Origin of the sequence: Pseudonocardia endophytica (genome assembly GCF_004339565.1) — a bacterium.
GTDB classification, from domain to species: domain Bacteria; phylum Actinomycetota; class Actinomycetes; order Mycobacteriales; family Pseudonocardiaceae; genus Pseudonocardia; species Pseudonocardia endophytica.
Window position 1 is genome coordinate 582614 of record NZ_SMFZ01000001.1, and the last position, 24137, is coordinate 606750.

Genomic DNA, 24137 nt, shown 5'->3' on the forward strand with positions numbered 1-24137 from the left:
CTCCGGTCTCCTGGTGGGGTGCCGTACCGGGTGTCGATCCCACTCTGCAATGTAGGAAACCGGCCCCTCACCGCGGGGCGCGACTCGCCGTGCAGGTCGCAAACAGTTCGAACACGGTACTCCGGACGCCCTACCGGACCTGTCGCCGGGTCAGCCGGGGATCACCGAGACGTTCCCGGCCGAGCTCCGCGCCGAGATCCGGTGGTCGGCGCCCGGCGTGTCCGGAACCTCGACCCGGACGTTCCCGACCGTCGACCCGGTGTCCACCTCGTAGACCGGCCCGGTCGGCACCCGCACGGTGACGTTGCCCGCCGACGACTGCGCGTCGACCGTGGGCGGCGCCGCGGCGAACGAGAGATCGACGTTGCCCGCGGGCGTCGTCGCCTTCACCGGCGCCGCGCCGAGGTTCACGCCGCCGACGTTGCCCGCCCCGCTGGACAGCTCCTGCTCCCCGGTCAGGCCGGTGACGGCGACGTTGCCCGCGCCGAGGTCGGCCTTCACGGCGGTCGCGGCCGGGACGGTGATCACGAGCTCGACGTTGCAGTCGTCGGAGCCGTCCGGGCAGTCCGCGACGACGTGCAGGGTGTCACCGCGCACCTCCTGGGTGAGCGTCGGCTTCACGTCCCCGCTCCACTCGAGGACCCGGTCGACGCGCGACGAGCCGTCCGCACCGGGGCGGACCTGGATCGTGCCCGACCGGGACTCGACCTCGACGCGCTTCACGGCAGCGACGTCGTCGCCACCGCGTTCGGACTGGTCGGGGCTGCCCGGCACCAGCGAGACGCTGCCGCATCCGGCGAGCAGGAGACCCGCCGCGGCGAGCGTCGCGACGGTGGCCGGGAGACGGGTCCTCGGAGCGGTCATGGCGGTCACCGTAGGGCGATCGGCGGGGCGGGCTCCCCCGGGACGACCCGGAGAACTGCCCCTACGCTCACCCCCGAGCGCGGGGGTGAGCGGTCGCGTACACCTCACGCAGCGTGTCCACGGTGACGTGGGTGTAGATCTGCGTCGTGGTCACCGACGCGTGCCCGAGCAGCTCCTGCACGACGCGCACGTCGGCGCCGCCGGCCAGCAGGTGGGTCGCGAAGCAGTGCCGCAACGTGTGCGGCGAGACCGACGCGGTGAGCCCGGACGCCTCGGCAGCCGCCCGCAGCGCGTGCCAGGCGCTCTGCCGGGACAGTCGTGCGCCCCGCGCGTTGAGCAGCAGTGCGGCGCTGCCGGCGCCCCGCTCGGCGAGCGCCGGGCGGGCCCGCACGAGGTAGGCGTCGACAGCGGCCAGCGCGGGCCGCCCGACCGGCACGATCCGCTGCTTGTTTCCCTTGCCGCGCAACAGGACCGTCCGGGATCCGGGGTCCAGGTCGTCGCGGTCGATGCCGACCGCCTCGGAGATCCGCGCGCCCGTCGAGTACAGGAGCTCCAGCAGCGCGCGGTCGCGCAGCGCCGTCGGCCCGTCGCCGACGCAGCCGGCCAGCAGCTGGTCGACCTGGTCGACGTCGAGCGTGCGCGGCAGCCGCGCCGGACGCGACGGCGGGCTCACCCCGGCCGACACGTCCGCGCGCACGACGCCCTCCCGCACGGCGAACCGGTGCAGCCCGCGCACGGCGGCGAGCGCCCGCGCCGTCGAACTCGCGGCCAGGGGCGTCTCGCCACTGCGCAGCGCCGAGACGAACGCCGTCACGTCGCGCTCCGTCACGTTGCCCAGGTCGTCGATCCCGGCGCCGGCCAGGTGCGCGGTGTAGCGCCCGAGGTCGTTCGTGTACGAGCGCAGCGTGTTCACCGCCCGCCCGCGTTCGACGGACAGGTGGTCCAGGTAGTCGGTGACGACTTGGGGCACGGAGCTTGCGGAGTTGCCCATTGACGCTGTCGGGGCGGCGGCCACGGCTCAGCCCGCCAGAGCCGGGATCACCTCGCGCTCGAACAGCTCGAGGCCGGAGCGGTCGTAGGCCAGCTCGGGGAAGTAGAAGATCGCGTAGGTCATGCCACTGCGCTGCAGCGCGGACAGGTTCTCGACGATCTGCTCCGGCGTGCCGACGGCCGGCAGCCCGCGGAACGCACCGAGCGCGTTCTCCGCCCGCTCCTCGCCGACGATCGGCAGCAACCGGTTCTTCAGGTTTGCCAAGCGCTGCTCGACCTCGGCCTCGTCGCGGCCGATCGCCACGTTGTAGTTGGCCGAACGGGTGATCGCGTCGAAGTCGGTGCCGACGTCGGCGCAGTGGCCGCGCAGGATCTCGGACTTGTGCGCGAAGCCCTCCGGGGTGCCGTCGAAGTTCGTGTACCGCGCGTACTTGGCGGCGATCTTCAACGTGACCTTCTCACCGCCGCCCGCGATCCACAGGGGAATGCCGCCGTCCTGGATCGGCGTGGGCGTCACGATCGCGCGGTCGACCTGGTAGTGCTTGCCGTCCAGCGACACGTGGCCGTCCGCCCAGGCCTGCCGGAAGATCTGCACGCCCTCGTCGAGCATGCCGAGGCGCTCGCCGGGCGGCGGGAAGCCGTAGCCGTAGGCGCGCCACTCGTTCTCGTACCAGCCGCCGCCGATGCCCATCTCGATGCGGCCCTTGGAGATGATGTCGCAGGTCGCGGCCACCTTGGCCAGGTAGACCGGATTCCGGTAGGCCATGCAGGTGCACATCTGGCCGAGCCGGACGCGGCTCGTCGTCGCGGCGTAGGCGGCCATCAGGCTCCACGCCTCGTGACAGGCTTCCTCGGTCGGCTTCGGCACGGTGTGGAAGTGGTCGTAGACCCACACCGACTCGAAGGCGCTGTCGTCGGCGTGCTCGACGATGCCGCGCATGACGTCCCACTGGTCGGCCTTGTCGATGCCGACGAGGTCGAGACGCCATCCCTGGGGTACGAACAGTCCGAAGCGCATAGCCGCGACCTTATCCACCGCGACACCACCGCATGTGCGGACGCGCGGTGGCGTCGGCCGGCTTGCGGCGCGATACGGTCACGACATGACCGCCGAGCAGCCGGGCCCTCGCGTCGGCAACCAGGACCGCGAGCAGGCCGTCGCCGCCCTGGCCGACCACTACTCGAGCGGACGGCTCGACGGCGACGAGTACTCCCGGCGCGTGGCGCGGGCCTGGGAGGCCCGGACGATGCCGGAGCTGACCGCGCTGTTCTCCGATCTGCCGGACCCGCACCCGTGGAGCCAGGGGGCGCCCGCCCCGGCCCCCTATCCGCAGCAGCAGTGGCAGCAGCCGCAGCAGTGGGCCGGGCCGATGCCGCCCGGGATGCCGCCGGGGATGATGGACCCGTCGGCGCCGTGGGGCCGCGAGCCGTACACGGGACGTCCGTACTCGGACAAGTCCAAGGTCGTCGCCGGTGTGCTGCAGCTGTTCCTGCCGTTCGGCGTCGGACGGTTCTACACCGGACACACCGGGATCGCCGTCGCGCAGCTGCTCGTCACGTTCCTGACGTTCGGCATCGGCGGGCTCTGGGGGTTCATCGACGGGATCGTGATCCTCGCCGGACAGCCCGACGACCCGTACGGGCGGCCCCTGCGCAACTAGTGCCCCGTCAAGGAACGTCGGTGCCGAAATCGGCGGATCCAGGCGTTCGCCGGCAAGGCGCCGGCCGGGCCTCGTACCGGGCGTACTCGGCCCGGTCGGCAACGCCGCCGGCGGGCGCCTGGGCCGCCGAGTTCCGTGCCGAACGTTTCTGGACGGGGCACTAGTACTCAGTCGTCGCCGTCGCGGCGGCGGGCGAACCGCTCCGGGCGGTCCGGCCAGTCCGCGTCGACCGGGCGCGTCTCCGCGTCCCCGGCCAGGACCGCCTGCGCAGCAAGCAGTCCGGCCACCGAGACGGCGTTCACGACCTCGCCGGTGAACACCATCTCGACGGCGTCGGCGAGCGGGAACCAGCGCAGCTCGAGGTCGGCCTCCTCGTCGTCGCCCATGTCCGGGCGCTCGACCTCGGTGAGGTCACGGGCGAGGTAGACGCGCACCGACTCGTCGGAGAACCCGGGCGAGGGCACGAGGTCCAGCAGCACGCCCCAGGTGTCCGCGGAGAGGCCTGCCTCCTCGGTCAGCTCGCGGTTCGCCGTCACGGCCGGGTTCTCCCCCGCCACGTCGAGCAGGCCGGCCGGGAGCTCCCACAGCCTGCGGCGCACCGCGTGCCGGTACTGGTGCAGCATGCGCACGCGCCCGCCGTCGTCGACCGCGACGACCGCGACCGCCCCCGGATGCTCGAGGATCTCGCGGGTCGCCACCCGGCCACCGGGCATCACGACGCGGTCCGACCGCAGCGCCATGACGCGCCCCGAGTAGATGTCGGTGGCCGACCGGACCGGGAAGTCGTGCTCGCCCACCTGCGTCATCGCGACGGCTCCTCCTCCGCGACCTTCTCGCCGGTCGCGTTCTCCGCGCTGTTCTCGGCGCGGGCCGCGGTGCCGTTGCGGGTGGCCCGCCCGGGCAGTTCGACCGGGAGCCACTCCTCGGCGCGGTAGCGCAGCGCGGCCTTCACGAACGCCGCGAACAGCGGGTGCGGACGGGTCGGACGGCTCTTGAGCTCCGGGTGCGCCTGGGTGCCGACGAAGAACGGGTGCGACGACGGCGGCAGCTCGACGAACTCGACGAGCGTCCCGTCCGGCGACGTGCCGAACACCAGGCCGGCCTCGGCGAGCCGGTCCCGGTAGGCGTTGTTCACCTCGTAGCGGTGCCGGTGGCGCTCGGACACCTCGTCGCGGCCGTAGATCGTCCGCACCAGGCTGCCGGCGGCGAGCACGGCCGGGTAGGCGCCCAGGCGCATCGTGCCGCCCATGTCCCGCTCGCCGGCGACGACGTCACGCTGCTCGGCCATCGTCGAGATCACCGGGTGCGGGGTGGTCGGCTCGAACTCGGTCGAGCTCGCGCCCTGCAGCCCGGCGACGTCGCGGGCCACCTCGATCACCATGCACTGCAGGCCGAGGCACAGCCCGAGCGTCGGGATCCCGCGGGTGCGGGCGTGCTTGATCGCACCCAGCTTGCCCTCGATGCCGCGGATCCCGAACCCGCCCGGCACGAGCACGCCGTCGACGCCGTCGAGCGCCTCAGCGGCACCGGCCGGGGTCTCGCACGTGTCCGACGGGACCCAGCGGACCGCGACCTTCGCATGGTGGGCGAACCCGCCCGCCCGCAGTGCCTCGGTCACCGACAGGTAGGCGTCCGGCAGGTCGACGTACTTGCCGACGAGCGCGATCGTCGCCGTCTCGTCCGGGTGGTGCACGCGGTCGAGCAGGTCACCCCACACCGTCCAGTCGACGTCCCGGAACGGCAGTCCGAGCCGGCGCACGACGTAGGCGTCGAGGCCCTCGCGGTGCAGCACCTTCGGGATGTCGTAGATCGACGGCGCGTCCGGGGCGGCGGCGACGCCGTCCAGGTCGACGTCGCACATCAGGGAGATCTTGCGCTTCATCGCGTCCGGGATCTCCCGGTCCGCGCGCAGCACCAGCGCGTCCGGCTGGATACCGATGTTGCGCAACGCCGCGACGGAGTGCTGCGTCGGCTTCGTCTTCAGCTCACCGGACGGCGCCAGGTACGGGACGAGCGACACGTGCAGGAAGAAGCAGTTGTCCCGCCCGACCTCGTGCCGGACCTGCCGGACCGCCTCCACGAACGGCAGCGACTCGATGTCGCCGATCGTGCCGCCGACCTCGGTGATCACGACGTCCGGCGCCGAGTCGTCCGGGTCCTCGGCGTCCGGCTCCGCCATCGCGAGGATGCGGTCCTTGATCTCGTTCGTGATGTGCGGGATGACCTGGACGGTGTCGCCGAGGTACTCGCCGCGGCGCTCCTTCGCGATGACCTCGGAGTACACCTGGCCGGTCGTCACGTTGGCGCGGCCGGCGAGGTCCCGGTCCAGGAACCGCTCGTAGTGGCCGACGTCGAGGTCGGTCTCCGCCCCGTCCTCGGTGACGAAGACCTCACCGTGCTGGAATGGGTTCATCGTCCCGGGGTCGACGTTGAGGTAGGGGTCGAGCTTCTGCATCGTCACGCGCAGGCCGCGGGAGGTGAGCAACTGGCCGAGGCTCGACGCGGTCAGTCCCTTGCCCAGCGAGGACGCGACCCCGCCGGTGACGAACAGATGACGGGTCGGTCGGGTCTGCACGGAGCTTCAGCCTACGCGTGGCCGGCTCGGCGTCCCGCAGCGGCCCTGCGGCGGCTGTACCGCGCGTCCCGGATGTGACGTTCGTTCGCGTCATCGGCACGACCGTCACAGCCGTGCTCGCGTCAGGGCTGCGCAGCCGGGAGCGGAGCCGTCGCGCCGTCGCCGGAGCCGTAGGCCCCCGCGCGGCCGGTGAGCTGCTCGCGCAGGGCGAGAACGGTGGCGACCCGGCCGGCTCCGGCGCCGACGTCGTCGACGGTGGACAGGCCGCCTGCCAGCGCCGGGTCGGCACGCACCGCGCCGACGGCACCGGTGGCCGTCGGACCGGCCAGGACCCCGCCACTGCCGCGCCGGTCGAGCTCGGCGGCCAGACGCGCCGCCGTCGACGATCGGCTCTGTGCGTCCACGCCCTCCGCCGGCGTTCCGGTGAGCACGACGACGAGCTGCGCCGGGCCGGGCGCGGGGCCCTGCTCCGCGAACCCTGCGCCGGCGAGCCCGGCGAGCACCGACTGCGTCTGGTCCGCCGCCGGTGGCGGCACGTTCGGCATCGTCAGCAGGGCGCTCCCGAGCAGGCCGCCCGCGACGGTGCCGGGGTCGGGCGACGTCGGGAGCTGGGCCCCGGCGGGCAGCAGCCGGGTGGCGAGGTCGCGCAGCTGGTCGGCCCGTGCCGGATCGGTGACGGCGTCGGTGAGCTGCACCCGTCCGGCCATCGTCCCGCCCGCCTGCCCGACCATCTGCCCGATCGCGTCCGCGTCGGCTGGAGCTCCGCCGACCGAGACGATCGTGACGGCGGAGCCCTGGAGCGACCCGCGCAGCGCGACCGGCGCGATCCCCGCCGCGAACCCGTCCGCGGCACGTTCCCCGGCGGCCAGCTGGTCGCGCTCGGCCTGCAGGCGGGTCACGTCCTCGCCGCGGTCGGCGGCCAGGTCGGACACGGCCGTGACCATCCGGCCGGGCGCGGTCGACGAGCCGATGATCAGGCCCAGCACCACGCCGAGGACCAGGAACCCGATCCCGACGCCGACGACCCGGTAGCGCCGTGCGATCACTGCGTCCAGCCGCGGATCAGATCGGCCACCGACCGGTAGGCCTGTCCCAGCCAGGCCAGGACGTCGTCACCCGCGCCGGACACGAGCACCGCAACGACGACGGCGACGATCGCGGCCAGCACGAGCAGCAGGATCGGGCCGACCATGGTCCGGCCCCGGTACATCGACGCGATCAGCTCGCCGTCCACGACGGACCCGCCGGTCTGCAGCCGGGTCAGGAACGTGGACGCGTTGCTGCCGGAGCGCCCGCGGTCCAGGAACTCGCCCATCGTGGCGGACAGGCCGACCGTGACGATCATCTGCGCGCCGTGGTGGTGCGCGAGCAGCAGCGCGAGGTCCTCGGGGTTCGCCATCGACGGGAACGTCACGGCACTGGCGCCGAGGTCCTGCACCCGGTGCAGCCCCGGCGCGTGGCCGTCCGCGAACGCCGGGACGACGACGTCGGCGCCGCTCGTCAGCGCCTCGTTCGACACCTCGGAGGGGTCGGCGAGCACCAGGTCCGGGCGGTACTTCGCGGCGACCAGCGTGTCCGCGCCCGCCCCGACGCCGACCAGCACCGGCCGGTACTCCCGGATGAACGTCCTGAGCCGCTTGAGGAGCGCGGCCGTCTCGCCGCCCGGCCCGACGATCACGACCTGCCGTCCGGCCAGGTCGACCTCGACCTCGGGCACGCCGTTGCCGTCGAGCAGCAGCGACCGCTCCCGGCGCATGAACTCGATCGTGTTGGCGGCGAACGCCTCCAGCTGGTGCGTGAGGCCGGACTTGGCCTCGGCCAGTGCGTCCGCGACGGTGTCGTCGGTCTGCTCGCGGCCCTCGCCCAGCGGCTGCTCGCCGGAGTAGAGGACGCCGTCGTGCAGCCGGACCTCCGCGCCGTCCTTGACCGAGCGCAACAGGTCGGTGCCGGCGTCGTCGACGAGCGGGACGCCCGCCTCGACGAGGATCTGCGGCCCCAGGTTGGGGAACCGCCCTGAGATCGACGGCGACGCGTTGACCACGGCCGCGACGTCGGCCGCGACGAGCGCCTCCGCCGTCGGACGGTCCAGGTCGATCTGGTCCAGGACGGCGATCTCCCCCGGCCGCACGCGGCGCAGCAACGCGTCGGTGCGCCGGTCGACCCGCGCGGTCCCGACGACGCCGGGTAGCTCGGGGCGCGAGCGATGCAACAGGCCGGGCAACCTCATGCACGCACTGTGACACCTGGTGCGCGTGGTGCGGCGCAGGCACGCCGAGCAGGCCACGGCCTTGCGCCCACCTGCGTCACCCGGTCGCGCCACGCCCCGCCCGGCTCCCGACCGTCACAGCGCGTACCGGGGACGCCCTCCGGTCGGGATCCCGCCGGTCTCCGGCGCGCCGACCCGGTCCCACCGCGCGCTGCGCTGCGCGAAAGCTGCTCCGGTCCGGCCGGTTCCCGCGAACGGAGCCGTCGTCCAACTCGGCTGCGGGTCCCGGGGCCGCCGCTCACCCTTGCGCCGAGATGCAGCTCAGCGGGGTTTGTCGATCTCCCCGGCCCGCTGAGCCGCATCTCGGCGGGATCGACGCCCCGCCGCCGTCGGCCGGCCGCGTCCGTCCCGCGCCGGACTGTTTTCCGCGACGGGTGTGGCCCGTGCGGGAACCCGGCGCGTCGCACGGGGATGACCTGCCGCCCGCTGACGGCCGTCCCGCGCGCTGTACTCGGTCCCGCGATCGTCGGGGACCGCGCGGGAACCCGGGGCGGCGGGCGGGACGGTCGGTTATCCGCCCGTCGAGTTCTTCGCGGTGCGGCGGCGCTTCGGTGTGCTCTTCGGGGTAGCGGCCCCCGCCGGCTCGGCGCGGTCGGACTCGCGGTGTGCCGCTGCGGCGGCGAGCAGCTCCTCGGCATGGGCTCGGCCGGTGTCCGTATCGTCCAGGCCGGCCAGCATCCGGGCGAGCTCGGCGATCCGCTCCGCGTCGTCCAGGCGCCGGACGCTGGACCGGGTCACCGCGGCCGTGCCGTCGGTCCCCTTCTGCACGACGAGGTGCCGGTCCGCGTACGCCGCGACCTGCGGCAGGTGCGTCACGACGACGACCTGGTGGCTGGCCGCCAGCTTCGCCAGCCGCCGACCGATCTCCACCGCCGCGCGGCCGCCGACGCCGGCGTCGACCTCGTCGAAGACCATGGTCGGCACCGGGTCCGAGCCGGCCAGCGCGACCTCCAACGCCAGCATCACCCGGGACAGCTCACCGCCGGACGCGCCCTTGTGCAGCGGCTGCGCGGACGCGCCGGCGTGCGGGACGAGCCGGAGCTCCACCTCGTCCACACCGCTCGAGCCGGCGTGGCACCGGCAGCCGGACACGGTCAGCGCGTCCGCGTCGGCACCCGCCTCCCGCGGCGACACGGTGACCTGCAGAGACGCGTCCTTCATCGCGAGCCCGGCGAGCTCGGCGGTGGTGGCGGTCGCCAGCCGGGCCGCTGCCTCGGTGCGCGCGGTCGAGAGCTCCTCGGCGTGCCCCGCAAGATCGACGGCGAGCGCGTCCCGTCGGGCGGCCAGCGCGGCAAGGGCCTCGTCCGAGGTGTCCAACCCGGACAGTCGCTGCCGGGCGTTCTCGGCCCACTCGATCACGCCGTCGGTGTCCGCGGCGTACTTGCGGGTCAGCGCCTTGAGCTCGGCCTGGCGGGCGAGCACGGTCTCCAGCCGCGTCGGGTCCGCGTCGAGGCGCTCGAGGTAGCCGGCCAGCTCGGCGGAGACGTCCCCGAGCACGGCCAGCACCTCGTCGAGCCGCCCGGACAGTCCTTCCAGCTCGCCGTCGCCGGACGACGCGACGAGGTGCCGCGCCTCGCCGGACAGTCCGGTGGCGCCCGGGTGCTCGCCGTCCTCCGAACCGGACAGAGCCAGCCGCGCCGCGTCGGCGGCGGCCCGCAGATCGTCCGCCGCGGTGAGCCGGCGGGCCTCGTCGACGAGCTCGCGGTCCTCACCCGGCTGCGGGTCGACGGCCTCGATCTCGGTCAGCCCGTGGCGGAGCATGTCCGCCTCCTGGGCCATCCGGCGCGCCCCGTCCCGCCGCTCGACCAGCTCGGCGCCCACCTCCTGCCACTCCGCCCGGACCTCCCGGTAGGCGGCCAGCGGCTTGGCCACCGAGTCGCCCGCGAACCGGTCCAGCAGCGCCCGTTGATCGGCCGGGCGCAGCAGACGCAGCTGGTCGTTCTGCCCGTGCACGGCGAGCTGCGCCTCGGCCAGCCTCCCCAGCACGCCGACCGGCACCGAACGCCCACCCAGGTGAGCGCGGGAGCGGCCGTCGGCGGACACGGTGCGTGCGGCGATCAAGGTCCCGTCGTCGTCGGGCTCCGCCCCGACCTCCTCGGCGAGCCCGAGCGCGCCGTGCGACGCGGCGAAGCGGCCCTCGACCACGGCCTTCGCGACGCCCTCCGACACCCGGGACGACTCGGCCCGCCCGCCACCGAGCAGGGACAGCCCGGTGACCACCATCGTCTTGCCCGCGCCGGTCTCCCCGGTGAGCACGGTCAGCCCGGGGTCCAGCTCCAGGGTCGCGTCGGAGATCACGCCGAGGCCCTGGATGCGCATCTCGGCCAGCATGCTGCGCACCATACGGCGCGGGTCCGACAGCAACGGACACGGACACACCCTCGATACGAACAATTGTTCGCATCCCCGGGAACGGATCAGTGACGGGCGGCGTCCGGACGCGGGTTCCGGTTCCGGGGCGCGCCGCGCCATCCCCGCACCGGCAGGTCGAACTTGCGCACCAGCCGGTCGGCGAACGGGTTCGCGGCCAGCCGGATCATCCGGACCGGCTCCGGCGCCCTGGCCAGCTCGACGCGACCGCCGGGCGGCACGGAGACCGTTCGCCGCCCGTCGCAGTCCAGGACGGCCGCAGGCCCGGTCGCCGCGACCTCGATCGCCACCCTGCTCTCCGGCGCGATCACCATCGGGCGGGCGAACAGCGCGTGCGCGTTGCTGGGGACGACGAGCAGCGCCTGCACCTCCGGCCACACGAGCGGGCCGCCCGCGGAGAACGCGTAGGCGGTGGAGCCGGTCGGGGTGGCGCAGAGGACGCCGTCGCAGCCGAAGCTCGACACCGGCCGTCCGTCGACCTCCAGCACCACCTCGAGGATCCGCTCGCGGGTCACCTTCTCCACGACGGCCTCGTTCAGCGCCCACGTCCGGCCGAGCACGGTGCCGTTGGAGCGGACGGTCGCGTCGATCGTCATCCGTTCCTCGACGGCGTACGTCCCGGCCGCGAGCGCGTCGAGCGCGTCGTCCAGCGACTCCTCCTCGGCCTCGGCGAGGAAGCCGACGTGCCCGAGGTTCACGCCGAGCAGCGGGACGCCCGCCGGGCGGGCCAGGTCCGCCGCGCGCAGCAGGGTGCCGTCGCCGCCGAGGACGAGCACGGCCTCCGCGTCGCGCGCACAGTCCGGTGACCCGGGCACCTCGAGCGGTGCGCGCTCCGGCGGCAGCCCGTGGTCGAGGCCGACCTCCCGCCACTCCTCGGCGAGCACGCGGGTGCGCACCCCGCGCTCGTCGAGCGAGCGGACGACCTCGACGGCCGTCTCCAGGTTCGTCTTGCGGCCCGTGTGCAGGACGAGCAGGACCTCTCTCACGCGGGACCGTCCTCGACGGCGGCGGCCAGCATCCCGTCGCGGTCCGAAGGTCCCTCGCCGGAGTCGCGGACCAGGTGCAGGAAGTACTCGACGTTTCCGGACGGGCCGGGCAGCGGGCTCGCGACCGCACCGGCCACCCGCAGCCCGAGCGCCTCGGCGGCGGCCGCGACGTCGGCGAGCGCCTCCCGTCGCAGGCCCGGGTCGCGCACGACGCCGCCGGATCCGAGCCGGGACCTCCCCACCTCGAACTGCGGCTTGACCATCGGCAGCAGCGTGCCGCCGGGCGCGGTGCAGGCGACCAGCGCCGGCAGCACCGTGCGCAGCGAGATGAACGACAGGTCCGCGACGGTCAGCTCCACCGGTCCGCCGATCGCCTCGGCTTCGAGTGCGCGGACGTTCGTGCGGTCGTGGACGACGACCCGGTCGTCGGTGCGCAGCCGCCAGTCCAGCTGGCCGTAGCCGACGTCGACGGCGACGACCTCGGCCGCACCCCGGTCCAGCAGCACGTCGGTGAACCCGCCGGTGGACGCGCCCGCGTCCAGGCACCGCCGCCCGTCGACCACGACGTCGTCGAATGCGTCCAGCGCGCCCAGCAGCTTCTTCGCGCCGCGCGATGCCCACTCCGGCTCGTCGCTCTCCCGGACGACGACGGGCGCGTCGCGCTCGATCATCGTTGCCGCCTTGGACGCGGGCATCCCGTTCACGGTGACGTGACCGTCGGCGATCAGCTCAGCGGCCTGCCCGCGGGAGCGCGCGAGCTTGCGCCGCACCAGCTCCGCGTCGAGCCGGGCACGGGTGGCGGCCACCCTCACGCCCGGTCCGGCCCGGCGGACAGCGCGTCGCCGAGAACCGTGTGCAGCCGCTCGTAGACGGCGACGTGCTCGGCGACCGGACGGTCCTCGAGCCCGTCCAGCGCACCGACCGCGTCGGCGACGTCGGCCCGCAGGCTCTCGAGCGGCCGCTCGCCGGGGTCGTCCGGCGGCGGGGTGCTGGTCATCGCGGTGCTCCGGGTACGGGGTCGATGCCGTTCACGGTATCCGACGTGTGCGGCGCCGGACCGCAGGACGCGGGCCGGGTCACGCTCGTCACGCGAGTCCCAGCCGGGCGAGCGCGTCGGCGGCCGCGGAGCCGTCGGCGCGCACCGGCCCGTCGAACTCGCCGTCGCCCGCCGCGCCCCAGGCCACCGGGCACAGGGTGCGCAGGGCGTCCAGGTCGGCGCCGTTCCCGGTCAGGACGAGCGCACCCTCGTCGAGGCGCACGGTCCAGCCGTCCTTCTCCCCCGGCGTGAGCTCGTCGACCGGCCGGGTCAGGGCGGACGTGTCCGCTCCGACGTAGGTCGGCCGCCGGACCGCGGCGGCCCGGACCAGGTCGCGAGCGGTGCTGACGCCGGTCATCACGAGCAGCGACGGCGCACCGGCCGCGACGGCGCCCTCGATGTCGGTGTCGAGACGGTCGCCGACGACGAGGGGTCGGCTCGACGACACGGCCGCCTGTGCCTCGGTGAGCAGCCGCGCGGCCGGCTTGCCCGCGATCCGCGGCTCCGCCCCCGTGGCGACCTTCACGACGCCGACCATCGACCCGTTGCCGGGCATCGTGCCGCGCTCGGTGGGCAGCGTGAGGTCGACGTTCGTCGCGACCCAGACCGCCCCGCCCCGCACGGCGACGGTCGCCTCCGCGAGCAGCCGCCAGCCGGTGTCCGGGGAGTGCCCCTGGATCACGGCGTCGGCGTCGTCGCCGGACGTGACCGGCTCCAGCCCACGTTCGCGCACCAGGTCGACGAGGGACGCGGTTCCGACGACGAGCACCGCCGCCCCGGCGGGGACGAGCTCGGCGAGCATCGCGGCGCCCGCCTGCGCGCTGGTGCGCACGTCCTGCTCGCGGGCGGGGAACCCGAGACCGGCCAGCTGCGCCGCGACGTCCGCCGGGCTGCGCGACGCGTTGTTCGTGACGTAGACCGTCGGGACACCGCGGTCGGTCGCACCGCGTACGGCGTCCGCCGCTCCGGGGACCGCGACGGGTCCGCGGTACAGCGTTCCGTCGAGGTCCGCGAGCAGGGCGTCGTGGCGACCCAGCAGGTCGTCGCTCATCGCGGAGCCGAATCGTCGTCCGACGGCTCGGTGTCGGCCGCACCGGACGGGTCACCGTCCGCCGTTGCCGAACCGTCCGTGGCGTCATCGGCGTGCGCATCCGCGCCTGCTTCCGCGTCGGGACCGGCATCGACGGTCGCGTCGGTCTCGACGTCGGGGGCGGTGACGTCGTCGACGTCGGCACCGTCGGGGTCGGCTCGAACGGTGCCGGCATCCGTGCCGAGGTCGGTGTCACCCGCGGTGGTCGCCTCCGCCGTGTCGGCCTCCCGGACCGTGCTCGGTTCGACGGCGGTGCCTGCCTCGACGGCGGTGCCTGCCTCGACGGCGGTGCCTGCCTCGACGGCGGTGTCACCCCGAGCAGCGGTGTCGCCCGACGCGCCGGCGTCTGCCTCGCCGTCGGAATCGAGCACCGTGATCGACGTGTCGTCGGGCTCGGCGGTGTCGTCGGGCTCGGCGGTGTCGTCGGGCTCGGCAGTGTCGTCGGGCTCGGCAGTGTCGTCGGGCTCGGCAGTGTCGTCGGGCTCGGCAGTGTCGTCGGGCTCGGCAGTGTCGTCGGGCTCGGCAGTGTCGTCGGGCTCGGCAGTGTCGTCGGGCTCGGCAGTGTCGTGTCGGCTCGGCAGTGTCGTCGGGCTCGGCAGTGTCGTCGGGCTCGGCAGTGTCGTCGGGCTCGGCAGTGTCGTCGGGCTCGGCAGTGTCGTCGGGCTCGGCAGTGTCGTCGGGCTCGGCAGTGTCGTCGGGCTCGGCAGTGTCGTCGGGCTCGGCAGTGTCGTCGGGCTCGGCGGTGTCGTCGGGCTCGGCGGTGTCGTCGCCGCGAGCCACGTCGTCCTCGGCAGCGGAAGCCGCCCCGTCAGGGATGACGACGTCGTCGGCGACCCGGCCCATGTCCGCCGCCCGATCGCTCGGCGGCGCCGGCAGGTCCTCGTAGCCCACGACGAAATCGTCGTCGTCGGACTCGGCTCCTGGCGGAGCCTCGCCGGTCAGCTCCGCGATGCGGTCCGCGGCGTCGGTTCCCCGCTCGGTGTCGGCGTCGAACGCGTGCACGAACCACTGCACGGCCTCGGCACGGCGGCCCGCGGCGAGCAGGTTGTCGGCGTAGGCGTAGAACAGCCGAGGGCTCCACGGGTCCCGACGAGACGGGTCCAGTTCGGGCAGCTGCAGTCCGACGACGGCGGCGTCCACCTCGCCCATGTCCCGCCGGGCGCCGGCGGCGACGATCAGGAGCTCGATCCGTTCCGCCTGGTCGAGGCCCCGCGCCTCCGGGCCGCGCGTCAGGTCGAGGGCGCGCTCGGGCCGACCGAGCGCCCGCTCGATGTCGGCCATGACCGGCATGTAGCCGGACCCGCCGCCCATCCGCCGTGCCGCGCGGAGATCACCGAGCGCCTCGGTCCACTCGCCGGCGTGGTACGCGACGATGCCGGCCGCCTCACGGACGACCGCGATCCGCGCCGCCCTGCGCCGTGCGTACCGCGCGTGTTCCAGCGCCCGCGCCGGGTCCTCGTCGACCAGCAGACCGGCCGCGACGAGGTGCCGCGCGACGCTCTCCGCCGTCTCCTTCTGCAGACCGCGCAGGTCGCGTCGAACCTCGGGATCCAGCTCGGCGGGCGTCACCGAGTCCGGCAGCTCCGGCTCCGCGACGAATGTCCGCTCGGCAGACTCCGGGACCCGGCGCGGTCGGGCCTGGTCGCTTCCCCGCGACCGGTCGTCACGGTCCCGGAACGACCCGCCACGGCCACCACGGTCATCGCGAGCCCCGTCCCGCGCACCGCCACGCCGTCCTGCGTCCGGACCACGATCCGGTCGCCCGCCACCAGGGCGACCACCCCGGTCGGCCGACGCACGGTCGTCGCCACGGTCTCCGCGCCGGTCCGGGCGCCGGTCGTCGTACCGGGCCGGTCGATCCCCGCCGCGGTTGTCCCGCCCGCGGTTCTCGCGGGCGTCGCCCCCCGGTCGACGGTCGTTCGCGACGCGGTCAGTCCCGGCACCGCCGGGTCGGCTGTCCCTGCCGCCGTGGGACGCCCCGCGGGAGTCCGCACCGCGGTCGTTCCGGGCGTCGCCGGATCGGCTGTCCCTGCCGCCGTGGGACGCCCCGCGGGAGTCCGCACCGCGGTCGTTCCGGGCGTCGCCGCCCCGATCACGGGTGTTCCGACTGTCGTCGGGCGACCGCCGGTCGTCCCAGCGCCGGTCGTTCGCGCCCCGATCATGTGCGCGATCGTCGCGGCCCCGGTCGTCGCGGCCCCGGTCGTTCACGCCCCGGTCGTCGCGGCCCCGGTCGTCGCGAGCACCGTCCTGCCGGCGATCCGCGTACGAGGTCCGGCCTCGACCACGGTCGTCTCCGCCGCGATCGTCGCGGTGCCGGCCGAACCGACCGTCCGCCCGGTCGTTCCCGCCCGCGCTCCGACGATCCTGGGCACGGCCGTCCCGGCCTCGGTCGTTCCACGTCCGGTCCTCACGACCGCGGTCGCCGGGCCGGTCGTCGCGGCGGCCGGGGCCCTCGCTCGCCCGGTAGCCCGAGCCACGGTCCTGACGGGGCCGACCGTCGCCACTGCGATCCAGGCCACCGCCGTCCCGGAACCGTCCAGCACGATCGACGCCGCCGCGGTTCCGGTCATTCCCACGGGGACCGTTGTTCGTCCGGTCCCGGTTGCCGTGTCCACCGTCGCCGCCCGACCGGTTCCGGTCTCCACCGCCTGTGGGACGGCCGCCGTCGCGCGGACCGCGCCGGTCCCCGTCATCGCGGCGGTGTCCGCCCTCGGACCCGCGTCCGCCGCCGCGCGGCCCGTCGGTCCGGCCGCCACCCGGACGACCACCTCCGCGCGACCCGGCACCGCTGTCGCGGCGGTCGTCGCCGGATCGGTCCGACCAGTTCGTGCGTCCCGCGCCGGGTCGACGCCGGTCCTGGCGGTCTCCGCCGGGGCGCCCCTCACCGCTGCGGGCGCGATCGCCCTCGCCGTAGCGGGCCCCGCCGCCGGATCCTCCGCCGTCGCGAGAACGGTCACCTGCGGGCGGACGGCCGCCACGGCCGCGGTCCGGCCCGCCGTCACGGGAGCTCCGCCGACCGTCGTCACGCCAGGAGGGCCGCGCGCCGGTGGACGAGGACCGCCCGCCGTCGCGGCCACCGCGGGAGTCGCCACCGGACCGCGACGACGCATCCCGTGCGCCCCAGCCCGATCCGGTGCGGCCCGCCCCTCCCCGGTCGTCCTTGCGGGCGTCCCGACCACGGCTGCCGCCCCGGGACCCCGCGGCGTCCCGACGCGAGCGCTCGCGGCCGGCGTCCTCCGGTTCCGTCACATCTCCAGAATACAAAGCTCCACCGACACTTCCGAAGGTCACCGGGGCCGTTCACAGAGACGGCCGGCCCGAGCGGGCACGAAAAAAGGGATCCGTACGAGCCAACAAAATGCTCGTACGGATCCCTTCTTTTCACGTTGAATGTCGGCGGCGACCTACTCTCCCACACCCTGTCGAGTGCAGTACCATCGGCGCAGGAAGGCTTAGCTACCGGGTTCGGAATGGGACCGGGCGTTCCCCTACCGCCATAACCACCGACAACACTATCCAATTCTTACTTTCACCTGAAACAAACCACCACACAGCGGTGGTGGTGTGCTCAGGGTCACACAGTGGATGCGAACAACACGTTGTGGCAAGCCCTCGGCCTATTAGTACCGGTCAACTCCACCCCTCACAGGGCTTCCATCTCCGGCCTATCAACCCAGTCATCTACTGGGAGCCTTAACCACTCAAGGTGGTGGGAGACCTCATCTTGGAACGAGCTTCCCGCTTAGATGCCTTCAGCGGTTATCCCTTCCGAACATAGCCAACCAGCCGTGCCCCTGGCGGGACAACTGGCACACCAGAGGTTCGTCCGTCCCGGTCCTCTCGTACTAGGGACAGCCTTCCTCAAGTCTCCAACGCGCGCGGCGGATAGGGACCGAACTGTCTCACGACGTTCTAAACCCAGCTCGCGTACCGCTTTAATGGGCGAACAGCCCAACCCTTGGGACCTACTCCAGCCCCAGGATGCGACGAGCCGACATCGAGGTGCCAAACCATGCCGTCGATATGGACTCTTGGGCAAGATCAGCCTGTTATCCCCGGGGTACCTTTTATCCGTTGAGCGACACCCCTTCCACCAGGAGGTGCCGGATCACTAGTCCCGACTTTCGTCCCTGCTCGACCCGTCAGTCTCACAGTCAAGCTCCCTTGTGCACTTACACTCACCACCTGATTACCAACCAGGCTGAGGGAACCTTTGGGCGCCTCCGTTACCCTTTAGGAGGCAACCGCCCCAGTTAAACTACCCACCAGGCACTGTCCCTGAACCAGATCATGGCCCGAGGTTCAGACACCCAGTCCGACCAGAGTGGTATTTCAACAACGACTCCACCACCACTAGCGTGGCCGCTTCACAGTCTCCCACCTATCCTACACAAGCCGAACCGAGCACCAATACCAAGCTGTAGTAAAGGTCCCGGGGTCTTTCCGTCCTGCCGCGCGTAACGAGCATCTTTACTCGTAATGCAATTTCGCCGAGTCTGTGGTCGAGACAGCGCCCAAGTCGTTACGCCATTCGTGCAGGTCGGAACTTACCCGACAAGGAATTTCGCTACCTTAGGATGGTTATAGTTACCACCGCCGTTTACTGGCGCTTAAATTCTCCGCTTCACCCCCCGAAAGGAGTTAACAGGTCCTCTTAACGTTCCAGCACCGGGCAGGCGTCAGTCCGTATACATCGTCTTGCGACTTCGCACGGACCTGTGTTTTTAGTAAACAGTCGCTTGGGCCTGGTCTCTGCGACCACCCACCCCTAGCCCGCAAAGGGGCTTCAAGGCGAATGGCCCTCCTTCTCCCGAAGTTACGGAGGCATTTTGCCGAATTCCTTAACCACAGTTCACTCGATCGCCTCGGTATTCTCTACCTGACCACCTGTGTCGGTTTAGGGTACGGGCCGCAACAGCACTCACTAGAGGCTTTTCTCGACAGCACGGGATCACTCTACTTCGCCTCAATCGGCTACGCATCACCTCTCACCCTTCACAACGCCCGGATTTCCCTGGACGTCGGGCTACAGGCTTACACCACGACAACCACCGCGTGGCGGAGCTACCCTCCTGCGTCACCCCATCGCTTGCCTACTACCGGATCGGATCCCACGCTCCCCCACCCAGACACACCCCGAAGGGCGCTAGAGGATGGGTTCGGATGGTTAGCATCACCGGCCCCAGCATGGACGCACTATCACGAGCACGGGAATATCAACCCGTTGTCCATCGACTACGCCTGACGGCCTCGCCTTAGGTCCCGGCTCACCCTGGGCGGAACAACCTGGCCCAGGAACCCTTGGTCATACGGCGGCAGAGATTCTCACTCTGCATTCGCTACTCATGCCTGCATTCTCACTCCCACACACTCCACCCGACGATCACTCACGGGCTTCACCACATGCAGGACGCTCCCCTACCCAACACCGGACGAACCGGCATTGCCACGGCTTCGGCGGTACGCTTGAGCCCCGCTACATTGTCGGCGCAGGACCACTTGACCAGTGAGCTATTACGCACTCTTTCAAGGATGGCTGCTTCTAAGCCAACCTCCTGGTTGTCTCGGCGATCCCACATCCTTTCCCACTTAGCGCACGCTTAGGGGCCTTAGCCGGTGATCTGGGCTGTTTCCCTCTCGACCACGAAGCTTATCCCCCGCAGTCTCACTGCCGCGCTCTCACTCACCGGCATTCGGAGTTTGGCTGACTTCAGTAAGCTTGTCGGCCCCCTAGGCCATCCAGTGCTCTACCTCCGGTGAGAAACACACGACGCTGCACCTAAATGCATTTCGGGGAGAACCAGCTATCACGAAGTTTGATTGGCCTTTCACCCCTACCCACAGCTCATCCCCCAGGTTTTCAACCCTGGTGGGTTCGGGCCTCCACGACGTCTTACCGACGCTTCACCCTGGCCATGGGTAGATCACTCCGCTTCGGGTCTACACCCCGCGACTATATTGCGCCCTATTCGGACTCGCTTTCGCTACGGCTACCCCACACAGGTTAACCTCGCCACGAAGCATAACTCGCAGGCTCATTCTTCAAAAGGCACGCCATCACCCCGTCCGAAGACTCAAGGCTCTGACGGCTTGTAAGCACACGGTTTCAGGTACTCTTTCACTCCCCTCCCGGGGTACTTTTCACCTTTCCCTCACGGTACTCGTCCGCTATCGGTCACCAGGTAGTATTCAGGCTTGACGGGTGGTCCCGCCAGATTCACAACGAATTCCACGAGCTCGCTGCTACTCGGGAACAACGCCCATGACGTGCACAGTGTTTTCGCGTACGGGGCTCTCACCCACTACGGCCATCCATCCCAGAGATGTTCCACTAACACCACACAACACTCATCCAGCTCTCGGCAGAGAACTAACGGCGAAATCCCACAACCCCGCACCCGCAACACCTGCCGGCTTGACACGGACACGGTTTAGCCACCATCCGCTTTCGCTCGCCACTACTCACGGAATCACTATTGTTTTCTCTTCCTGTGGGTACTGAGATGTTTCACTTCCCCACGTTCCCTCCCGCACCCTATGAATTCAGATACGGGTAACGCCCCATGACGGGCGCTGGGTTACCCCATTCGGACACCCTCGGATCACAGCTCGGTTGACAACTCCCCGAGGACTATCGCGGCCTCCCACGTCCTTCATCGGCTCCTGATGCCCAGGCATCCACCATGTGCTCTTAACAACTTGACCACAACAAGATGCTCGCATCCACTATGCAACACTCAACACACCACCACACACCCCCGCACCAGAACCACCACCCACACACGCGGGCATTAGGAACCAGACGAAAGCGATGGCCGAAAGAAGACGGTGTCTTCTCAGGACCCAACAGTGTGCGAGCTCATCCATTCGGCACTATCAACTTGGTATTGCGTTCCACCCAGCCACCACCCGGACCAACCGGCCCAAACAGTGGATCAATGAAAGGAGAACCACCCCACCAAAACAGGGCGGTCTACCCTCACCACATGGTGAGCTCCTTAGAAAGGAGGTGATCCAGCCGCACCTTCCGGTACGGCTACCTTGTTACGACTTCGTCCCAATCGCCAGTCCCACCTTCGACGACTCCCTCCACAAGGGTTGGGCCGCCGGCTTCGGGTGTTACCAACTTTCGTGACGTGACGGGCGGTGTGTACAAGGCCCGGGAACGTATTCACCGCAGCAATGCTGATCTGCGATTACTAGCGACTCCAACTTCACGGGGTCGAGTTGCAGACCCCGATCCGAACTGAGACTCACTTTAAGGGATTCGCTCCACCTCACGGTCTCGCAGCCCTCTGTATGAGCCATTGTAGCATGTGTGAAGCCCTGGACATAAGGGGCATGATGACTTGACGTCATCCCCACCTTCCTCCGAGTTGACCCCGGCAGTCTCCCATGAGTCCCCGGCATAACCCGCTGGCAACATGGAACAAGGGTTGCGCTCGTTGCGGGACTTAACCCAACATCTCACGACACGAGCTGACGACAGCCATGCACCACCTGCACACAGGCCACAAGGGAAACGACATCTCTGCCGCAATCCTGTGCATGTCAAACCCAGGTAAGGTTCTTCGCGTTGCATCGAATTAATCCACATGCTCCGCCGCTTGTGCGGGCCCCCGTCAATTCCTTTGAGTTTTAGCCTTGCGGCCGTACTCCCCAGGCGGGGCGCTTAATGCGTTAGCTGCGGCACAGAAACCGTGGAATGGTCCCCACACCTAGCGCCCAACGTTTACGGCATGGACTACCAGGGTATCTAATCCTGTTCGCTCCCCATGCTTTCGCTCCTCAGCGTCAGTATCGGCCCAGAGACCCGCCTTCGCCACCGGTGTTCCTCCTGATATCTGCGCATTTCACCGCTACACCAGGAATTCCAGTCTCCCCTGCCGAACTCAAGTGATGCCCGTATCGACCGCACGCTCAGAGTTAAGCCCCAAGTTTTCACGGCCGACGCGACACACCGCCTACGAGCTCTTTACGCCCAATAATTCCGGACAACGCTCGCACCCTACGTGTTACCGCGGCTGCTGGCACGTAGTTGGCCGGTGCTTCTTCTCCAGGTACCGTCACAAAAGCTTCGTCCCTGGCGAAAGAGGTTTACAACCCGAAGGCCGTCATCCCCCACGCGGCGTCGCTGCGTCAGGCTTCCGCCCATTGCGCAATATTCCCCACTGCTGCCTCCCGTAGGAGTCTGGGCCGTGTCTCAGTCCCAGTGTGGCCGGTCGCCCTCTCAGGCCGGCTACCCGTCACCGCCTTGGTAGGCCATCACCCCACCAACAAGCTGATAGGCCGCGGGCCCATCCCCAGCCGAAAAACTTTCCACCACAGGACATGCATCCCATAGTCCTATCCGGTATTAGACCCAGTTTCCCAGGCTTATCCCAGAGCTGAGGGCAGGTCACCCACGTGTTACTCACCCGTTCGCCGCTCGTGTACCCCGAAAGGCCTTACCGCTCGACTTGCATGTGTTAAGCACGCCGCCAGCGTTCGTCCTGAGCCAGGATCAAACTCTCCAACAAAACCCTGACCAACAAACGCACTACCACCACAGACGGGATCCGCAGCAGCAGCACAAAACAATCTGGCACAAAAACCAAAGCGCCAAACAAAAAAGCTCGACACACTGTTGAGTTCTCAAAAGACACCCGCACAGGGACACCGATCGCATGATCGGCGGTCCAGGGCGTCGGAGTGCTACCGAGTCGGAACCTGTCCGACGGCAACTCTCTCATGCTACTTGTACCGGAGCGCAGAATCAACCCTTGCTCCGGGCGCCTCTGATGCCTGGCCCTGAGGCCGGACTTCCGGGGCTTGCCGCCTGGTCTCGGGAACCGCCTGCGGGCCGGTGTTCCGTCCCGCTTGCCTCGTTCCGTCCCGTCCTGGCGACGAAGAGAAAGTTACAGGGTGGGGTCGGGCCCTCTGACAGCGGGGGGTCACTTCGATCATCACCGCAGGTCAGAGGGACCGGACACGCATCACCGTCCGACACGCACCCCGGCGAGGTTGCGCTTGCCCCGTCGCAGCACGAGCCACCCGCCGTCGAGGAGGTCGTCGTTCCCGGGTGTCCACCCCTCGTCGGAGACCTTCGTGTTGTTCACGTAGGCACCGCCCTCGTTGATCGCCCGGCGGGCCGCGCCCTTGCTCTCCACGAGCCCGGTCGACACGAGCAGGTCCACGATCGTGTCCGCGCCCCCGCTCTCGGCCGTCGGCACCTCGGCGAGCGCGGCGTCGAGCGTCGCGGCGTCCAGGTCGCCGAGGTCAGCGCGACCGAACAGGGCCTGGCTCGCCGTCGTCACCTGACGGGTCTGCTGCTCCCCGTGCACGAGCGTGGTGAGCTCGTCGGCCAGCCGGCGTTGCGCCGCACGCAGATGCGGGCGCTCCTCGGTGTCGCGGGCGAGCTCGTCGATCTCCTCCCGGCCCAGGAACGTGAACAGGCGCAGGTAGTTGACGACGTCGGCGTCGGCGACGTTCACGAAGTACTGGTACCAGGCGTACGGCGACGTACGGTCCGGGTCGAGCCAGACGTTCCCGCCCCCGGTGGACTTCCCGAACTTGCGCCCCTCGGAGTCGGTGACCAGCGGCGTCGTCAACGCGTGCACCTGCCCGGAGTCCACCCGCCGGATCAGGTCGACCCCGCCGACGATGTTCCCCCACTGGTCGGACCCACCGATCTGCAGCCGGCAGCCGTGCCGGCGGTACAGCTCGAGGTAGTCCTGGGACTGCAGGAGCAGGTAGCTGAACTCGGTGTAGGACATGCCGTCCGCGGCCAGCCGCCGCTTCACCGTCTCCCGATTGATCATCATGTTCACCGGGAAGTGCTTGCCGAGGTCGCGCAGGAACGCCAGGACCGTCTGCCCGCCCGTCCAGTCCAGGTTGTTCACCGTGAGCGCGCCGGTCGGCGAGTCGTCGAACGAGACGAAGCGCTCCAGCTGCCCGCGGATCAAGCCCGTCCACTCGGCGACCGTCGCCTCGTCGTGGAGGTTGCGCTCGCCGACGTCGCGGGGGTCGCCGATCATCCCCGTCGCTCCGCCGGCCAGGACGATCGGGCGGTGCCCGGCCTCCTGGAACCGGCGGAGCGTGAGCATCTGGACGAGGTGCCCGGCGTGCAGGCTGGGCGCGGTCGGGTCGAAGCCCGCATAGAGCGTGACCGGATCGGGGCCGGCCAGCTCACGGGCCAGCGCCTCCCGGTCGGTGCTCTGCGCGATCAGCCCGCGCCATTCCAGCTCGTCGAGGATCTCCTTCGCCACGGTGTCCATCTTCGTCGTTCGACGAGCACCGTCGCGCGCGGGTTCCCGCCCG

The 24137-nt window shown here is 70.7% G+C and carries 16 protein-coding genes and 3 rRNA genes; 2 read left to right on the plus strand and 17 right to left on the minus strand.

Annotated features, from left to right (window positions below):
* Positions 1-150 precede the first annotated feature (150 nt).
* The 3 genes from EV378_RS02285 to EV378_RS02295 all read right to left on the minus strand — a co-directional run bounded on the left by EV378_RS02285 (position 151) and on the right by EV378_RS02295 (position 2872).
* Entirely contained in the window at positions 151-864 is a 714-nt protein-coding gene (locus EV378_RS02285; RefSeq protein ID WP_132421102.1) for a DUF4097 family beta strand repeat-containing protein, read from the minus strand.
* Positions 865-931: 67 nt separating this feature from the next.
* Positions 932-1855, minus strand: coding sequence for a site-specific tyrosine recombinase XerD (xerD, locus tag EV378_RS02290; protein WP_132421103.1), 924 nt, complete (start codon positions 1853-1855; stop codon positions 932-934).
* Between the two features lie 27 nt (positions 1856-1882).
* A complete protein-coding gene (locus tag EV378_RS02295; protein ID WP_132421104.1) occupies positions 1883-2872 on the minus strand; it encodes an LLM class F420-dependent oxidoreductase in 990 nt (329 codons plus the stop codon).
* Positions 2873-2957: 85 nt separating this feature from the next.
* Between EV378_RS02295 and EV378_RS02300 the strand changes: the two genes are divergently transcribed.
* Complete coding sequence (locus EV378_RS02300) at positions 2958-3515, plus strand: DUF1707 domain-containing protein (RefSeq protein WP_132421105.1); 558 nt, start codon at positions 2958-2960, stop codon at positions 3513-3515.
* Positions 3516-3682: 167 nt separating this feature from the next.
* On the opposite strand, the gene EV378_RS02305 is transcribed toward EV378_RS02300, so the two are convergent.
* The 10 genes from EV378_RS02305 to EV378_RS02350 all read right to left on the minus strand — a co-directional run bounded on the left by EV378_RS02305 (position 3683) and on the right by EV378_RS02350 (position 14209).
* The gene (locus EV378_RS02305; protein ID WP_132421106.1) at positions 3683-4321 is read right to left on the minus strand and encodes an NUDIX domain-containing protein; all 639 of its coding nucleotides are present in this window, start codon (positions 4319-4321) and stop codon (positions 3683-3685) included.
* Entirely contained in the window at positions 4318-6090 is a 1773-nt protein-coding gene (locus tag EV378_RS02310) for a CTP synthase (RefSeq protein ID WP_132421107.1), read from the minus strand. The genes EV378_RS02305 and EV378_RS02310 overlap by 4 nt, the downstream gene beginning before the upstream one ends.
* A 122-nt stretch (positions 6091-6212) precedes the next feature.
* Positions 6213-7136 carry a copper transporter gene (locus EV378_RS02315; RefSeq protein WP_132421108.1) on the minus strand — a complete coding sequence of 308 codons (924 nt, stop codon included), beginning with the start codon at positions 7134-7136 and terminating at the stop codon, positions 6213-6215.
* Positions 7133-8317, minus strand: coding sequence for a putative cytokinetic ring protein SteA (gene steA, locus EV378_RS02320; protein ID WP_132421109.1), 1185 nt, complete (start codon positions 8315-8317; stop codon positions 7133-7135). The genes EV378_RS02315 and steA overlap by 4 nt, the downstream gene beginning before the upstream one ends.
* A gap of 549 nt (positions 8318-8866) precedes the next feature.
* Complete coding sequence (gene recN / locus EV378_RS02325) at positions 8867-10687, minus strand: DNA repair protein RecN (RefSeq protein ID WP_132421110.1); 1821 nt, start codon at positions 10685-10687, stop codon at positions 8867-8869.
* Positions 10688-10773: 86 nt separating this feature from the next.
* Positions 10774-11712, minus strand: coding sequence for an NAD kinase (locus EV378_RS02330; RefSeq protein ID WP_132421111.1), 939 nt, complete (start codon positions 11710-11712; stop codon positions 10774-10776).
* Positions 11709-12518, minus strand: a complete 810-nt coding sequence (locus EV378_RS02335; protein WP_132427247.1) for a TlyA family RNA methyltransferase — start codon at positions 12516-12518, stop codon at positions 11709-11711. Before EV378_RS02335 ends, EV378_RS02330 begins: the two co-directional genes overlap by 4 nt.
* Before the next feature lie 2 nt (positions 12519-12520).
* Complete coding sequence (locus EV378_RS02340) at positions 12521-12709, minus strand: hypothetical protein (RefSeq protein ID WP_132421112.1); 189 nt, start codon at positions 12707-12709, stop codon at positions 12521-12523.
* Positions 12710-12797: 88 nt separating this feature from the next.
* A complete protein-coding gene (locus EV378_RS02345; RefSeq protein ID WP_132421113.1) occupies positions 12798-13799 on the minus strand; it encodes an HAD-IIA family hydrolase in 1002 nt (333 codons plus the stop codon).
* Positions 13796-14209, minus strand: a complete 414-nt coding sequence (locus tag EV378_RS02350; protein ID WP_132421114.1) for a hypothetical protein — start codon at positions 14207-14209, stop codon at positions 13796-13798. The genes EV378_RS02345 and EV378_RS02350 overlap by 4 nt, the downstream gene beginning before the upstream one ends.
* A gap of 1 nt (position 14210) precedes the next feature.
* Here EV378_RS02350 and EV378_RS35165 point away from each other — a divergent pair, with 1 nt between their 5' ends.
* Complete coding sequence (locus tag EV378_RS35165; protein ID WP_165922110.1) at positions 14211-17228, plus strand: hypothetical protein; 3018 nt, start codon at positions 14211-14213, stop codon at positions 17226-17228.
* A 1-nt stretch (position 17229) separates the two neighbouring features.
* On the opposite strand, the gene rrf is transcribed toward EV378_RS35165, so the two are convergent.
* From rrf to tyrS, 4 genes are all read right to left on the minus strand, one after another.
* Positions 17230-17346: ribosomal RNA gene (gene rrf / locus EV378_RS02360) — 5S ribosomal RNA — on the minus strand.
* Between the two features lie 92 nt (positions 17347-17438).
* Positions 17439-20543: ribosomal RNA gene (locus EV378_RS02365) — 23S ribosomal RNA — on the minus strand.
* A 297-nt stretch (positions 20544-20840) separates the two neighbouring features.
* A 16S ribosomal RNA gene (locus tag EV378_RS02370) occupies positions 20841-22357 on the minus strand.
* The 16S, 23S and 5S rRNA genes sit together here, the layout of an rRNA operon.
* 456 nt (positions 22358-22813) lie before the next feature.
* Positions 22814-24085 (minus strand): tyrosine--tRNA ligase, encoded by a 1272-nt coding sequence (gene tyrS, locus EV378_RS02375; protein WP_132427249.1) that lies wholly within the window; start codon positions 24083-24085, stop codon positions 22814-22816.
* Between the last annotated feature and the right edge of the window lie 52 nt (positions 24086-24137).

Coding starts and splice junctions, on each gene's coding strand:
- EV378_RS02285 (WP_132421102.1), bottom strand. CDS start 864: ATGACCGCTCCGAGGACCCGTCTCCCGGCCACCGTCGCGACGCTCGCC.
- xerD (WP_132421103.1), bottom strand. CDS start 1,855: ATGGGCAACTCCGCAAGCTCCGTGCCCCAAGTCGTCACCGACTACCTG.
- EV378_RS02295 (WP_132421104.1), bottom strand. CDS start 2,872: ATGCGCTTCGGACTGTTCGTACCCCAGGGATGGCGTCTCGACCTCGTC.
- EV378_RS02300 (WP_132421105.1), top strand. CDS start 2,958: ATGACCGCCGAGCAGCCGGGCCCTCGCGTCGGCAACCAGGACCGCGAG.
- EV378_RS02305 (WP_132421106.1), bottom strand. CDS start 4,321: ATGACGCAGGTGGGCGAGCACGACTTCCCGGTCCGGTCGGCCACCGAC.
- steA (WP_132421109.1), bottom strand. CDS start 8,317: ATGAGGTTGCCCGGCCTGTTGCATCGCTCGCGCCCCGAGCTACCCGGC.
- recN (WP_132421110.1), bottom strand. CDS start 10,687: ATGCTGGCCGAGATGCGCATCCAGGGCCTCGGCGTGATCTCCGACGCG.
- EV378_RS02340 (WP_132421112.1), bottom strand. CDS start 12,709: ATGACCAGCACCCCGCCGCCGGACGACCCCGGCGAGCGGCCGCTCGAG.
- EV378_RS02345 (WP_132421113.1), bottom strand. CDS start 13,799: ATGAGCGACGACCTGCTGGGTCGCCACGACGCCCTGCTCGCGGACCTC.